The sequence below is a fragment of the Streptomyces sp. NPDC006283 genome (genome assembly GCF_040613325.1).
Lineage (GTDB): Bacteria > Actinomycetota > Actinomycetes > Streptomycetales > Streptomycetaceae > Streptomyces.
In genome coordinates this window covers 1-14,588 of record NZ_JBEXRZ010000184.1, presented here as the reverse complement: position 1 = coordinate 14,588, position 14,588 = coordinate 1, and the positions used below count along the sequence as shown (strand labels likewise).

The window sequence follows — 14,588 nt, the reverse complement described above, 5'->3', positions numbered from 1 at the left end:
CGCCGAAGGCGTAGGGGGAGGAGGCATGGCGGAGCCATGCCGACCGACGACAACGCGGCGTGGGGGCACCTCCCACGCCGAAGGCTGTGGGGGGGGCGGTGCCAGGGCCCGCGAGCCCGGCATGATCCAAACGAGAGGCCCTAGAGGTTGTCGATGTCCCCAAGGTCGATGTCGATGTCGAAGGGCACGGACAGCTTGAGCCGGTCGTGGTGGATTCCGGTGAGGGCGTACGACTGCGTGACGTGCGAGCGCTCGAAGACGTGAACAACGGGGCGGTCGTCGGCGCCGCCCATCTCGACCAGCCAGAAGTGCGGGATGCCGGCCTGCGCGTACAGCAGGGGCTTGCGGCTGCGGTCGCGGGCCTCGGAGTCCGGGGAAACCTCGACGGCGAGCTGAACGTCGGCGGCCAGGAAGTGCGTTTGCATACCGCCTGTCACGGCCTCCGCCCGAATCACCGACACGTCCGGCTCCGGACCGTTGCGCTTGTCCAGCATGACGGTCATCTCGCGCACGGCCTTCAGATCCGGCGGGGCAGTACGGCGTAGCCCTCCCACCAGCAGGTCGATCACAAGGCTGTGAAAGTAACGCTGCGGACTCACGAAAACCAGGCTCCCGTCGATCAGCTCGGTGTGCGGCGGGAGGTCGGGCAGCGTCAACAGGTCGTCCACGGTGTATCCGTCCTGCGGCGGCACCGGCCAGGCGTTCGGGACCTCAGCGATCATGGTTCCTCCCATGGACGGGATTCTGCTCCGTACGATCAGCCTACCCACGGCGAACACCGACGCCGCCGCTCAAACGAATGAGCGACGGCGTCGGTGTTGATCTTGCGGGAGGGTCACTCCCACTCGATGGTGCCCGGGGGCTTGCTCGTCACATCGAGGACCACGCGGTTCACGTCCGCGACCTCGTTGGTGATCCGGGTCGAGATCTTCGCCAGCACGTCGTACGGCATCCGCGTCCAGTCCGCCGTCATCGCGTCCTCCGACGAGACGGGGCGCAGCACGATCGGGTGGCCGTAGGTGCGGCCGTCGCCCTGGACCCCGACGCTGCGGACGTCGGCGAGCAGCACCACCGGGCACTGCCAGATGTCGCGGTCGAGACCGGCCGCCGTGAGCTCCTCACGGGCGATCGCGTCCGCCTCGCGCAGCAGGTCGAGGCGCTCGCGCGTGACCTCGCCGACGATGCGGATGCCGAGACCCGGGCCCGGGAACGGCTGGCGCTGGACGATCTCGTCCGGCAGGCCGAGCTCCTGGCCGACCATGCGGACCTCGTCCTTGAACAGCTTGCGCAGCGGCTCGACGAGCTCGAACTCGAGGTCCTCGGGCAGGCCGCCCACATTGTGGTGCGACTTGATGTTGGCGGTGCCGGTGCCGCCGCCGGACTCGACGACGTCCGGGTAGAGCGTGCCCTGGACGAGGAACGCGACGTCCTCGCCGTGCTCGGCCTCGGCCACGATCTCGGCCTGCGCCTGCTCGAAGACGCGGATGAACTCGCGCCCGATGATCTTCCGCTTCTCCTCCGGGTCACTGACGCCGGCGAGCGCGTCGAGGAAGCGCTCCTGTGCGTCGACGACCTTGAGCTGGACGCCCGTGGCGGCGACGAAGTCCTTCTCGACCTGCTCCGTCTCGCCCTGGCGCATCAGACCGTGGTCGACGTACACGCAGGTCAGCTGGGAGCCGATGGCCTTCTGCACCAGGGCCGCGGCGACCGCGGAGTCCACACCGCCGGACAGACCGCAGATGGCGCGCTTGGTGCCGACCTGCGCGCGAATCGCCTCGACCTGCTCCTCGATGACGTTGCCCGTGGTCCAGTTCGGCTCGATGCCGGCGCCGCGGTAGAGGAAGTGCTCGAGAACCTGCTGGCCGTAGGTGGAGTGCATCACCTCGGGGTGGTGCTGCACGCCGTACAGCTTCTTCTCGTCGTTCTCGAAGGCGGCGACCGGCACGACGTCGGTGGACGCGGTGACCGTGAAGCCCTCGGGAGCGGCGGAGCACGCGTCGCCGTGCGACATCCACACCGGCTGCTCGGCCGGGGTGCCCTCGAAGAGCGTCGAGCCGCTCTTGGAGACATGGAGCGGCGTGCGGCCGTACTCCCGGGCGCCGGTGTTGTCGACGGTGCCGCCGAGCGTCGTCGCCATCAGCTGGAAGCCGTAGCACATGCCGAAGACCGGAACCCCGGCCTCGAAGATCGCGCGGTCCAGGCGCGGGGCGCCCTCCGCGTACACCGACGAGGGCCCGCCGGAGAGGATGATCGCCTTCGGGTTCTTGGCCAGCATCTCCGCCACCGGCATGGTGGACGGGACGATCTCGCTGTAGACCCGGGCCTCACGGACTCGGCGGGCGATGAGCTGGGCGTACTGCGCACCGAAGTCGACTACGAGTACGACGTCGGGGGCGGCGGAGGGTGCTGCTGGCACTGGGGCGGCCTTCCGGCGGGGAGAAAGGGTCTGCTGTGTCGATTCTACCGGCGCGCCGGTTATCACTCTTCGTCTCACCATCCGAACCCGGATTGGCCCCCTCGACCGGATCCGGCCATACTGCTCGCATGCACAAGCAGCTGACCTTCGTCTTTACCTATGGCACCGGCCCGTCCGGCTGCCATGGTCGCGCTGCTTGATCTGCTGAACAGCGACTTCCCAGGCGCCCCGGGCCGACAAGGCCCGGGGCGCTCTGTCGTTCTCCGGGCCGTGCCGATCCGGGGCCCCAGCGAAACGAGAGGCCCTTGAGATGAGCATCACCAAGACCGCGCACACCACCGCCGAGAAGACCGGCGCCCGCACCGACGAGGCCGCGAACCTGATCACCGGCGCACGCGAGCGCATCGACACGCTCGACGACCGCATCATCGGCCTGATCCAGGAACGGATGGCCGTCTCCGCCGTCATCCAGGAGGCCCGGATCTCCTCCGGCGGCCGCCGGGTGAACCTGGCACGCGAGATGGAGGTGCTGGGCCACTACAGGGACGCGCTCGGCAAGCCGGGTACGGCGCTCGCGATGACGATGCTGGAGCTGTGCCGGGGCCGGATCTGAGGCGGCCGGGCCGGGGCCCGGACCCGTTGCATGCCGGGCCCGATCGGCACGGCCCGCGTACCCCTGCGTATCTGCGTTCGGGCGCATCCTCACCCGTACGGCGCGTGACGCACCCGGCGGGCCTTCGTTGGTCCGGTTGTCCGTGCCAGCCAGGGGCGGGCCTTGAAGGAAACCACGCGTGGCTCCGCTGGAGCGTGTGACGTACTGCAGGTACGTCGTGGGACCTCGCCCCAGCGCGCGTGACCGGTCGGCAGGGGACAGCAGCCCGGTCACCCAAAGGCGGTCGGCTCCGGGGACGCCCGGAGCCGACCGCATCCGGCACAAAACGGCCCGGCCGGCCGACAGCCTGTCCAGCACGGATGCAGCACGAGCAGGTCCCCTCTGCGCACCCAAATCGCCGAAGGTCGAACACGGCCCGGCGCCCCTGGGCGCCGGGCCCGTCGACACCTCACGACGCGGCGCAACCCGCCCCGACGCCGCGTCTTCGCACCGCCGCCGCCCTGACGCCGGTGCTGCGCGCAGGGCCCCGCGGACGTGATGTCCGCGGGGCCCGCTCTCATTCCTTCGTGCACGGGGGAGTCACTGGGATGAACCCCGCACAGGCATCCGTCCGTCCCGATGGCGCTGTGCGACGGCGCGGCACGGAGTGATCCCGTTTCAGCCATGGAACGCAGGAGTGGCGCAGATCACATAAAGATCCTGTGAGTTCTCGTGCAACCAATCCCCCTGGTCACAGGTCATCCATGCGTAACAACGACCTCACGTGTTCGCAGCCGTTGCGGTGCGGTGGGTCGGAACCCAGCCTTCGTGCCGCGTCCCGCGGTGCCCAGACTTCACTGAGGTCTCCATGCAGATCCGCCGCGCCATGGCCGTCGCAGCCGCGACCGCTGTCATCGCCCCCGCCACCTTCCTGGCGGCGCCGGCCGCGTACGCGACGACCCCCACCCCGTCCGCCACGGCCTCGGACACCACCTCCCCGTCGGCTTCGCCCTCGGACACCGTGTCCCCGTCGCCGTCGGCCTCGGACACCACCTCGCCGTCCCCGTCGGCCTCGGACACCACGTCGCCCTCGCCGTCGGCCTCGGACACCACGTCGCCCTCGCCGTCGGCCTCGACGCCGACCGCGGACCCGGAGGACCCCGAGGAGCCGCCGTACTGCGAGGAGCTGGACGAGACCTTCGAGGAGAAGGCCCTCGGTCTCGAGATCTCCGGCCTGCCCGGCAAGATCGTCGCCGGCAGCGGCTGGGAGGACTTCAACCTCACCGTCACCAACGAGTCGAAGGCCGACCTGAAGAAGGTCGTCTTCTATGCCGAGGTCGAGAACGACGAGCTCGACGAGGACAAGTGGCTCAGCAAGTACGTCGAGCTGCAGTTCCGCATCCCCGGCACCGACAACTGGGAGCGGATCGGCAACGAGGACTGGGCGGGCGCCGAGTTCTGGGGCGTCGAGACCATGAAGCCCGACGACTTCGTGAAGGTCGACCTCCGCATGAACATCGAGAAGGACGCGCCTGCCGCTGACAGCTACTCCTTCGGGTCCGGCGGCTACCTGGCCAACATCGACGGCCAGGACTGCTTCGCCGCGAACGCCGGCGTCTACGCCGACTTCACCGTCCTGAAGCCGGGCACCCCGAACGACAACCCGGGCGAGGCCACGCCGGGCGAGGGCAACCCGGGTGACAAGGGCCCCGACACCAAGCCGCAGGGCGACGTCAAGGAACTGCCGGTCACCGGCAACCTCGCCGAGACCGGTTCCGACTCGAACCTGTCCGTGATCGGCGCGGTCGGCGGTGTCGCGATCATCGCCGGCGCCGGTGCCGTTCTCGCGATGAAGCGCCGCCGCGGCGACGCCACCGCGTAACGCCTGACGCCAGGCCCGCTCAACGCCTGACGCTCAGGCCCGCAAAGCCACCAAGGCCGCTGCACTCGGAGGGGGGTGCAGCGGCCTTTGTGCTGGGTACGGCAGGGTCACTTCTTCGGCGGGACCACCGGCATCCCGAGGAACGGCAGCTTCAGCGCGCCGAACGCGTCCGCCGGGACCGCCGGTGACTTGGGCGCCACCGGGGACAGGCGTTCGTACGCCGAGCCCTGCGCGGGGCGCGGGTCCCGCTCGCCCTTGTTCGGCCAGAAGGACATGGCCCGTTCCGCCTGGGCGGTGATGGTCAGCGACGGGTTGACTCCGAGATTCGCGGAGACCGCCGCGCCGTCCACCACCGAGATGCCGGGGTGGCCGTAGAGCCGGTGGTACGGGTCGATGACACCGTCCGTCTCCGTGGCGCCGATCGGGCAACCGCCCAGGAAGTGCGCGGTCAGCGGTGTGCCCATCAGCTCGCCGATGTTGCTGCCCGCGAAGCCGTTGATCTCCTCGGCGAGCAGCGACGCGGCGCGGGTGGCCTCGGGGATCTGGTTGGGATTCGGGGCGCCGTGGCCCTGCCGGGCGGTGAGCAGGCCCTTGCCGATGCCCTTCGGCTTGCGGTACGTGGTCAGCGAGTTGTCCAGGGACTGCATGACCAGACCGATGATGGTCCGCTCCGACCAGCGCCGGTTCGACAGCGCGCGCACCGCGAGCCACGGGTGCCGGGCCATGTTGCCGAGCCAGCCGACGACGCGGCCCTTAACCCGGTAGGGCACCTGGAGAACGGTCATGCCACCCATCGCGTTCGAACCCCTGCCGTAGCGGACCGGTTCGATGTGGGTGTTCGCGTCCGGATGGATCGACGAGGTGATCGCGACGCCGCGCGTGAAGTCGACTCGCTCGCCGTGCCGCTTGCGGTACCGCCGGTTGTCGGTCTGGGCGCCAACGAGGGCCTCCGAGTTGGTCCGGGTCAGCTCGCCGAGCCGCTCCGAGATGTGCGGCAGCCGACCGCCGTCCTTCATCCGGTGCAGCAGCGTCTGGGTGCCGTACGTCCCCGCGGCGACGACGACCCGGCGGGCGGTGAACGTGCGGCCCTTCCCCTTCCGCCTGTTGTCGCTGGGCACGGTCCGGATCGCGAAGCCGCCCCGCGAGTCCTCGGCCACGTCGACGACGGACGTCATGGGGTGGACGACCGCGCCCGCCTTCTCCGCCAGGTAGAGGTAGTTCTCGTTGAGGGTGTTCTTCGCACCGTGCCGGCAGCCCGTCATGCACTCCCCGCACTCGCTGCACGCCTTGCGGGACGGGCCGGCTCCGCCGAAGTAGGGGTCGGCGACCTCCTCGCCCGGCCTGGCCCGCACCGTGCCGTCGGCGTCGTCGCCGTCACCGAAGAACACGCCGACCGGCGCCATGTGGAAGCTGTCGCCGACGCCCATGGCCTCCGCGGTCGCCTTCAGATGCACGTCGGAAGGCGTCATCGTCGGATTGAGCCGTACGCCGAGCATGCGCCGGGCCTGGTCGTAGTAGGGCTTCAGCTCGTCCTGCCAGTCCGTGATGCCCTTCCACTGCGGGTCGTTGAAGAACGGCGCGGGCGGCACATAGAGGGTGTTGGCGTAGTTCAGCGATCCGCCGCCGACGCCCGCTCCGGCCAGCACCATCACATTGCCGAGCAGATGGATGCGCTGGATGCCGAACAGGCCGAGGGCGGGTGCCCAGAGGTAGTTGCGCAGGTCCCAGGAGTTCTTCGGCAGGGACTCGCGGGTGAAGCGCCGGCCCGCCTCGAGCACGCCGACCCGGTAGCCCTTCTCGGTCAGCCGGAGGGCGGAGACGGAGCCGCCGAAGCCCGAGCCGACGACGATCACGTCGTAGTCGTACGAGTCGTCGTCAGCCTCTTCCTGATTTCGGGCAGGGGGTACCTCGGACATGGCTCTCCTCGTGAACTGTTCGGGCGGGCGGGCGGGTCGGCGGTCAGCGAAGCCGCAGGGCCTTCATCGCCTTGAGACTGACACTCATGAAGGTTGCGTACTTCTCGTCGTCCATGCCGAACGACGGGGCCAGCGGCAGGAGGCGCTGCTGGGCCACGGTCTGGGCCTCCGTGTACTTGAGGATGCCCTCGGACCCGTGGCGCCGGCTGAGACCGGAGTCCTTCATGCCACCCATCGGCGACTGGACGCTGCCGTACGCGGGTGCGTAGCCCTCGTTGATGTTGACCGTCCCGGTGCGCAGCCTGGCGGCGACGGCGTGGCCGCGCTTCGCGTCCTTGGTCCAGACGCTGGAGTTGAGGCCGTACGGCGTGGCGTTGGCCTGCGCGACGACGTCGTCCTCGTCCGTGAAGCGGTAGATGGAGACGACGGGGCCGAAGGTCTCCTCCGTGCACACCGCCATCGGCGCCTCGACGCCGTCGAGGATGGTGGGCTCGTAGAAGAGCGGCCCGATGTCGGGCCGCGCCACACCGCCCGCGACCAGCTTGGCGCCCTTGGCGACGGCCTCCTCGACATGCCGGGTGACCGTCTCGAGCTGGCGCTCGCCGACGAGGGAGCCCATGTCCGCCCCGTACGCGAGGGAGTTGCCGAGACGCATCGCCTTCGTACGGGCGGCGAACCGGGCGACGAAGTCGTCGGCGATCGACTCGTGCACGTACAGCCGCTCGATGGAGATGCACAGCTGACCCGCGGAGGAGAAGCACGCCCGGACGGCTCCGGCGGCGGCCTTCTCCACGTCGGCGTCGTGCAGCACCAGCATGGCGTTCTTGCCGCCGAGTTCGAGGGAGACGCCGACCAGGCGGGCGGCGGCGCCCTGGGCGACCTCACGGCCGGTGCGGGTGGAGCCGGTGAAGGAGACGTAGTCGGCGTGCTTGACGACCTCGGGGCCCACGACGGGGCCGTCGCCGATGACGATCTGGAAGACCTCGGCGGGCAGGCCGGCCTCGATCAGCAGGTCACGTGCCCACAGCGCGGTGAGCGCGGTCTCGGTGTCGGGCTTCATCACCACGGCGTTGCCGGTGACGAAGGCGGGCAGCGCGTCGCCGACGGACAGCTCCAGCGGATAGTTCCAGGGTGCGATCTGGCCGACGACACCGCGCGGGTGGCGCAGCTCGGTCGTCTTGGTGAGCACGGGCACCACACCGGTGTGCCGCTTCGGCTTCAGGTACGCGGGGGCCTTGCGCCCGTAGTGGCGCGCGGCGACCGCGACCGCCTGCACCTCCTCGTGCGCGTGCAGGCGGGCCTTGCCGGTCTCCAGCTGTATCAGGTCGAGGACCTCTGCCTGGCGCTCCAGGACCAGGTCGTGGAAACGCAGCAGGACGGCCGCACGGGCGCGGACCGGGGTGGCGGCCCACACCGCCTGAGCGGCGCGGGCACGTTCGAAGGCGGTGGCGACGTCCTGCGGGGTGGACTCGGGGAGCTCGGCCAGCTGCGCGCCGGTGAACGGCGTGTGGTTGGCCGTGCGGCCGGAGCCGACGACACCCTTGGTGAGCTGGGCGACCACTTCGGGGGTCACCACGTCGGCGGCGGTGCGCGCGCCGGCCGGGGCGGCGGCGGTGGGGTTGGTGCCGAGGGCGGCCGTGGTGGCCTGCGAGTCCGTCATGGGGTGGAGAGTAGGCCCCGATCGGCCGTTTGGGTACCCGTCGGTAACAGCTTTTCACCATCCGCACACGACCGCGCCAGTGATTGCTGGCACATAAGCCCTGATCAGGGGCTATGCCTGGGCCTCACCGGGTTCCAGGACGGGGTGAACGGATCCGTGACCGCGCGATGCCCGAATCGCGGCGCGGACCCCCGGCAGCACGGACGCGGCCCGCCGGCGGCGCGGACGCGGATCCGCGGCGGCACCGATCACTGCTGCACGGGACGCCATCCGCGCAGCATGATGTCGAACTGCTCGCGGGTCTTGGCCCAGTCCCCCGCGGGGCCCGACATGTAGAGGGCGTACTCCGTGCCGTCGTCCTCGTAGTACATCTGGTCGATCGCCCGGCGCGGGCCGGGGTGCTCCTTGCTCTCCGTCCAGGTGAACTCCCAGAGCGCCGAGTTCGTCTGGTCCCGGAAGGTGTTGGGATGCAGCTGCACCCGCCGGTACTCGGGCAGCCGCTTCTCGAGGCCCTTCTGCATGTCGAGCATGTGCATGTAGGGGTTCTCGTGGTCCGGCGCCGGATCGATGCTGATACGGATGCGGTGGCGGCCGTTGTCCGGCGTGTAGTCGATCTGGTTGCCGTCCATCTGGCGCCGCCAGCCCTGCGGAACCCAGAGACTGAAACCCTCCGGGTCGACGACGCGCTTCCAGCCCTTGGGGATCCCCGACCCGCTCCCCGGCTCGCCGGCCTGCGTGCCGCCCGACTGAGCGCCGCCGGTATCCGTCTGTGTGCCGTCGGTATCCGTCTGTGTGCCGTCGCCGTCGTTCACGTACTGGGTGGCCAGGCCCGCACCGCCGCCGACCACGGCCGCGAGCAGCACGACGACCAGAGTCTTGCGCAGGCGGCCGGAACGGCGGGGTGCGGCAGGCGAGGCCGGCGCCGGCGCCGTACCGGGCTCCGGCCCGGCTGCCGGCCGCGGCGTCCGCTGCGTGGGTACGCGCATCCGCTCCGTGGCGGCCGGCGCCCGCCCCTCCATGGCGTCCGTCAGCATCCGCTCCGCCTCGGCCGCCGTGGGCCGGGCGGTCGGGTCCTTGCGCAGCAGAGCCATGATCACGGGGCCGAGCCGGCCGGCCCGCTTCGGCGCGGGCGGTTCCTCGTCCACCACCGCCTGCATGGTCGACAGCGGCGACGAGCGCCGGAACGGCGACTCCCCCTCCACCGCGGCGTACAGCGTCGCACCCAACGACCACAGATCGGACGCGGGCCCGGGGTCGTGGCCGCGCACGCGCTCCGGTGCGAGGTAGTCGATCGAACCGACGATCTCTCCGGTCCGGGTGATTGTCGCGTCACCCTCGATGGCCGCGATCCCGAAGTCCGTGATCAGCGCCCGGCCGTCCTTGCCGAGCAGCACATTGGCGGGCTTGATGTCGCGGTGCAGCACGCCCGCGGCATGCGCTGCGCTCAGCGCGCCGAGGATGTGCAGCCCGATCCGGGCGGCCTCGGTCTCGTCGATCCGGCCCGGCTCCTTGGCGGCGTCCGCGAGCGACGGCCCGTCGACGTACTGCATGACGATCCAGGGGCGCGCGTCGTGCTCGAGCACGTCGTGGACGGTGACGACTCCGGGATGGCTGATCCGCGCGGCCGCCCGGGCCTCCTTCTGGGTGCGGGCGTGCAGGACGAGCCGGTCGGCCTCTGAGACGTACAGACCCGCCGTCAACTCCTTGACGGCTACCACTCTGTGCAACACCTCGTCATGGGCGCGCCATACCTTGCCCATGCCTCCGCGTCCGATGGTCTCGCCCAACCGGTATCGCCCGGCAAGCAGCAGACCGGCGCCTGCGCTGTGAGTGTGTTCCACGTACCCCGCCCCGTTCCTTGGAATGCCAGGTTACGGAGGGGGTGTACGGACACGGAACCTCGGACGCCTCAAGTGACCGCACTGTGATGCGCGTTCCGTACGCGGTCGCGCACTCAGCGGGTGGCGCGGTAACTGGCCGTGGCCTGCTCGAAGATCTCGGTCACTTTGTCACGCTGCGCTTCCGGACCGATCACCTGGACGACGTGGTACGCGCCGTCGACGGCGAGTGCGAGGTTGCGCACATACACATCACGGCCGTTGCTGTCCTGCCAGGTGAACTGCCCCTCGGCCATGGACTGACGGCCGACGTCGATCCGGCGCAGCCCGCTCGCCGTGGCCCACGACGAGTCACGGAAGGGCTGGAGCTCCGGCTCCTTGTCACGCTGATAGGCCAGCGGATCGTCACCGTTCGCCTGCACCGTGTCCCGGCCCGGCACGATGATGAGGGTGAAGTCGTCACCTGTGTAGCGGACTTGACTGGCATCATTGATCGGCCGCCGCTGCCAGGCCTTGTCGACGACAACCTGGAAACCCTCCGGATCCTTGCGGAGCACATAACCCTCCGGCAGGTCGCCGGCCGGGGCGGAGGTCTGCGGCTGCTGGGATCCCGGCGTGCCGCTGGGCGCGGGATCCGGGGCCTCACCACCATCCGTACGCCCCGGACTCGGTCCCGACTCCGACTGCTGCGCGCCCGCGTTTCCGCCTTCCCGCGGCCCCTGTTGGTCGTCGGCCTTCGGCATGAACAGCACCGCATAGGCGATGGCGGCCACCAGCGCGAGCAGGATCAGCACCAGGAGCGTGCGGCCGAGCGAGCGCGGCTTGCGCCTCTCGTCGCCGTACGACCGCCGCGGCCTGTACGACCTCTCGTACGGCTCCTCGTACGAGTGCTCGTACGAGGAGCCGTACGACTGGCGGGGTGCCTGGCGGGCCGTCCGCCGGTCGGCCTCCCTGGGCGGGGCGACCACGGCCTTGTCCCGATCCCTGCCCTTGGCCTTCTTGTGGCGGTGCCGCCCGTGAGCCGCGTCCGACACGCCCCCGCGACGCCGGCGCACGAGCTCACCCCTGCGGCGCACGATCGGCAGCCGCGAACCGTCGACCGCGCCGGGCGGCAGCGGCACGACGTCCATACCGGCCTCGGGCTCGGGCGCCGAACGCACGAGGGAACGCAACCAGCCCCGCAGCTCCTCGAAGTCCGGGCGCTCGGTGGGGTCCTGACGCAGGAGCGACTCGACGACGGGGCGCAGCGGGCCGCACTCCTCCGCGAACGCGGGCGGCTCCGCGCACACGAGCTGGACCAGCTCGGCGGCACTCTCCTCCGGATAAGGAGCGTGCCCCTGGACGGCGCGGTAGAGCAGGGCGCCCAGAGCCCACAGATCCGTCGCCGGGCCGACGGGCGCTGCCAGTTGCCAGTTCTCGTGGACCGGGCCGGCCTGCTCGGGCGCCCACCGCTCCGTCACGGCACCGACGACGGTGATCCGCGCCTGGCGTGCGCGCTCGGCGGCCAGCGGCGTGGCCGGGCCCCGATAGGCGGGGGCGCTGCCGCCCGCGACGACCTCCTCCCAGCGGCCGGTCGCCGCGGTGCCGGCCGCCTCCGCGGGGCGGCGCTGGGCATCGGCACGCAGGGCATCACCGCCGCGGTCCCAACTGCTGCCCGTGGTACCGCCCGTGCGGGCCGGGGGGAGCGCGGGGCGCCGCCCGCCCGAGGGCCCGCTGCCGGTGCCGCCGTGGCCGCCCGGGACGCCGTTGCCGATGTGGCCGCTGTCGGCGCGGGCAACGGGCAGGGTGGGCGGGACCGTACGGCCGCGGCCGGTCTCCGCCTGGCGCACGCCGTAGGGGTCGTCGCGGTACGGGTCGTGTCGGCCGGCGCCCGGGATCGGCGGGCCTGCGGCGATGCCACGAGGTCCGCCACCGCCACCGGCGGGCAGCGCACCGGGGCCTTCGCGGCCGGCGAAGGGCGCGTCGTGCCAGACCCCGGCGAGCCGGGCCCGGCCGGGCCCGTCCTGCGGGCCCTCGCGATCGGTGCGGCCGCCGTACCCCTCGTCCTCGACGGGGTTTTCGCCGTACCGGCGCACCCCGGACACCTCGCCGTCCCGGTCGTCGCCGTCCCGGTCATCGGCGTACCGGCCCTCGGCGTACCGGTCGTCGGCGTACCGGTCGTCGGCGTAAGCGTTCCCGCCGAACCCGGCCCCGCCGAACTCCGCCCCGCCGCCCCGGCCGCCGGCATACGTGTCCCCGCCGTACCGGCCACCGCGGTCGAAGTCCTCGGTGTCGCCGGCGAGGCCGTCGCCCCCCAGCGGGTCGAACGCCGCGTCGTCCTCCTCGCGGCCCCGGCCGAGCCCGAGCAGGCCGCCCCGCCTCTCCTCCGGCCGGTGGGCCCACCAGTCGGGGTCGAGGCCGCTCTGCACGGGACGGTCGTCGTGCCCGGTGCCGTCCTCGTGCGACCGGCCCTCGTTGACCCGCGCCCCCGCCCGCGCGCCCGCGCGATAGGCCGCGATCGCCCCGGCGCGCGCGGCGCGCACATCAGGCGCACCGCCTGCCTGCCGGGGCAGCTGCGGGCGGGTGGTCGGGGCGTCGACGTGGGGCGATCCCTCATCGGGGCCGCCGTCGTGATCGAACGGTTCCGTCTGGGGCTCGGGCTCTGGCTCCGGCACGGGCGCGTACCCGCACAGCGCCTCCTCCGCCGCACCCGACGCCAGACCGGTGAGCACCACCCGCCCGTCCTCGCAGACAAGCACCGTCCGCACGGTGATGTTGCGGTGCGTCCAGCCGTGCGCGTGCAGGACGCGCAGGGCGGTGAGGACGTCGGAGGCGATCTCGGCCGCCCGGTAGGGGCTGAGCGGCTTCTCCGCGAGGAGCGCCGCGAGCGGCCGGGCGGCGACGCGTTCGCTCACCACCCAGAGCGAACCGTCCTCCGCGAAGACGTCGAAGACCTGGTCCAGGCGCGGATGGTCGGGGATCTGCGCGGCCGCCTGCGCCGCCTCGACGGCGCGGCGCACCGCAGGGTCCGTGGGCCGCCGTGTCGTGCCGCCTCCGCGGCCCTGGGACCGATAAGGCACCGCGGCCCCGGCGATGTCGTCGGCGTCGAGCACCTCGGCTTCCACGACCTCCGGCAGCGGGACCTGCCGCACCAGCACTTCGTGCCCGCTGTAGGTGTCGAAGGCGCGGGTCTCCGCCAGTTCGAACTCGTCGGACGGCGGCAGCGGCAGGCGGTAGCGGTCGGCGAGCACCCTTCCCGCATAGTCGTCCACGACGCCTCCCCACAAGCGCGCTGTCCCCCGGCCGGTCCCCGAACTGCACAGGAAGCCGTCAAATCCGGTCGCTCAACGGCACCTTGCGGCTGCGTACCGTCCGCGAGTTCTCACGATACGTGCCCTCGGTCAGTCCTTGGGCCTGAACGTGGCGAACGCCGTCTTGCGCAGCGTCTCGCACTCCGTGCTGCGCCACTCGCTCGCCTTGCACGTGATCATGATCGAGTAGCCACGCCTGGCGTCGACCTTGAAGCCCCTGTTGAGGATACGTACCCGCTCGCCGTTCTCGTTGCGCTCGAACTGCCAGTCGGCGACGGTCGGATAGCCGTTGTACTCGACCGTCCCTATCCCGAGGTGCTTGTAGCCGTTGCTCGTGGCGCTCACCCCGGCGACGGCCGCCGACCATGCCGCCGCCGCGTCGTCCTTGGGGCTGTTGTTGAAGTCGACCTGCACGCGCGGGGTTCCGCCGTCGACGCTGAACTTCCCGCCCGAGTTCCGGCCCGCCACGCCCGTGAGCTTGAAGTCCTCGGGCATCGCCATGGTGAAGTGCCAGCGGTCGTTGGAGACCATCACGTAGCCGGCCGGAAGGGTGATCCCGCCGGCGTCGTCGCCCTTGGGCTTCCCGGACGGCTGTTCGCCCGGAGTGCCGGTGCTGCCGCCCTGGTCGTCCTTGCCGTCGTCCTTGCCCTGGTCCTCGCCGGGGTCGTCACCGCTGTCCGGGCTCGCTTCGCCGCCGGCGCCGCCGGTGGCCTTGTCCTCGCCGCCGCCGGCGGTGGCGCCCGCCGAAGTGGCCTTGTCGCCCTTGCCCTGGTTGCCCGCGTCGTCACCGTCACCGAGGGCGAGGACGAGGACGGTCGACAGCACGGCCAGCACGGCGACGACCGCGATGATGACGAGCGTGCGCCGGGGCACCACATCGGTGAGCGGCGCCCGCACCGGCGCGGTCCGCCGGGGGGAGGCGTCGGAAGCGGGTCTACGGTGCGGCGGAGCTTCAGGAACGGTGGCTGACGCACGGGACCGACCTGCGCGATCC

9 protein-coding genes are annotated in these 14,588 nt (G+C 71.4%); 2 read left to right on the top strand and 7 right to left on the bottom strand.

The window, feature by feature from the left end; genetic code table 11:
* Positions 1-140: 140 nt before the first annotated feature.
* Positions 141-734 (bottom strand): Uma2 family endonuclease, encoded by a 594-nt coding sequence (locus ABZ070_RS28320; protein WP_356638170.1) that lies wholly within the window; start codon positions 732-734, stop codon positions 141-143.
* Positions 735-835: 101 nt separating this feature from the next.
* Positions 836-2,416: a glutamine-hydrolyzing GMP synthase gene (guaA, locus tag ABZ070_RS28315; protein WP_356638169.1), complete on the bottom strand. Its 1,581-nt coding sequence runs from the start codon at positions 2,414-2,416 to the stop codon at positions 836-838.
* 310 nt (positions 2,417-2,726) lie between these two features.
* On the opposite strand from guaA, the gene ABZ070_RS28310 reads away from it, so the two are divergent.
* The gene (locus ABZ070_RS28310; RefSeq protein WP_356638168.1) at positions 2,727-3,029 is read left to right on the top strand and encodes a chorismate mutase; all 303 of its coding nucleotides are present in this window, start codon (positions 2,727-2,729) and stop codon (positions 3,027-3,029) included.
* Positions 3,030-3,876: 847 nt separating this feature from the next.
* Positions 3,877-4,890 carry an LPXTG cell wall anchor domain-containing protein gene (locus ABZ070_RS28305; RefSeq protein WP_356638167.1) on the top strand — a complete coding sequence of 338 codons (1,014 nt, stop codon included), beginning with the start codon at positions 3,877-3,879 and terminating at the stop codon, positions 4,888-4,890.
* 107 nt (positions 4,891-4,997) lie between these two features.
* Here ABZ070_RS28305 and ABZ070_RS28300 read toward each other — a convergent pair whose 3' ends face one another.
* The 5 genes from ABZ070_RS28300 to ABZ070_RS28280 all read right to left on the bottom strand — a co-directional run bounded on the left by ABZ070_RS28300 (position 4,998) and on the right by ABZ070_RS28280 (position 14,491).
* Positions 4,998-6,806 carry a GMC family oxidoreductase gene (locus tag ABZ070_RS28300; RefSeq protein ID WP_356638166.1) on the bottom strand — a complete coding sequence of 603 codons (1,809 nt, stop codon included), beginning with the start codon at positions 6,804-6,806 and terminating at the stop codon, positions 4,998-5,000.
* A 43-nt stretch (positions 6,807-6,849) separates the two neighbouring features.
* The gene (locus tag ABZ070_RS28295) at positions 6,850-8,466 is read right to left on the bottom strand and encodes a succinic semialdehyde dehydrogenase (protein ID WP_356638165.1); all 1,617 of its coding nucleotides are present in this window, start codon (positions 8,464-8,466) and stop codon (positions 6,850-6,852) included.
* Positions 8,467-8,714: 248 nt separating this feature from the next.
* Positions 8,715-10,307, bottom strand: a complete 1,593-nt coding sequence (locus ABZ070_RS28290) for a serine/threonine-protein kinase (protein WP_356638164.1) — start codon at positions 10,305-10,307, stop codon at positions 8,715-8,717.
* Positions 10,308-10,420: 113 nt separating this feature from the next.
* Positions 10,421-13,555 (bottom strand): protein kinase, encoded by a 3,135-nt coding sequence (locus tag ABZ070_RS28285; protein WP_356638163.1) that lies wholly within the window; start codon positions 13,553-13,555, stop codon positions 10,421-10,423.
* 129 nt (positions 13,556-13,684) lie between these two features.
* A complete protein-coding gene (locus tag ABZ070_RS28280) occupies positions 13,685-14,491 on the bottom strand; it encodes a hypothetical protein (protein ID WP_356638162.1) in 807 nt (268 codons plus the stop codon).
* Positions 14,492-14,588: the final 97 nt, after the last annotated feature.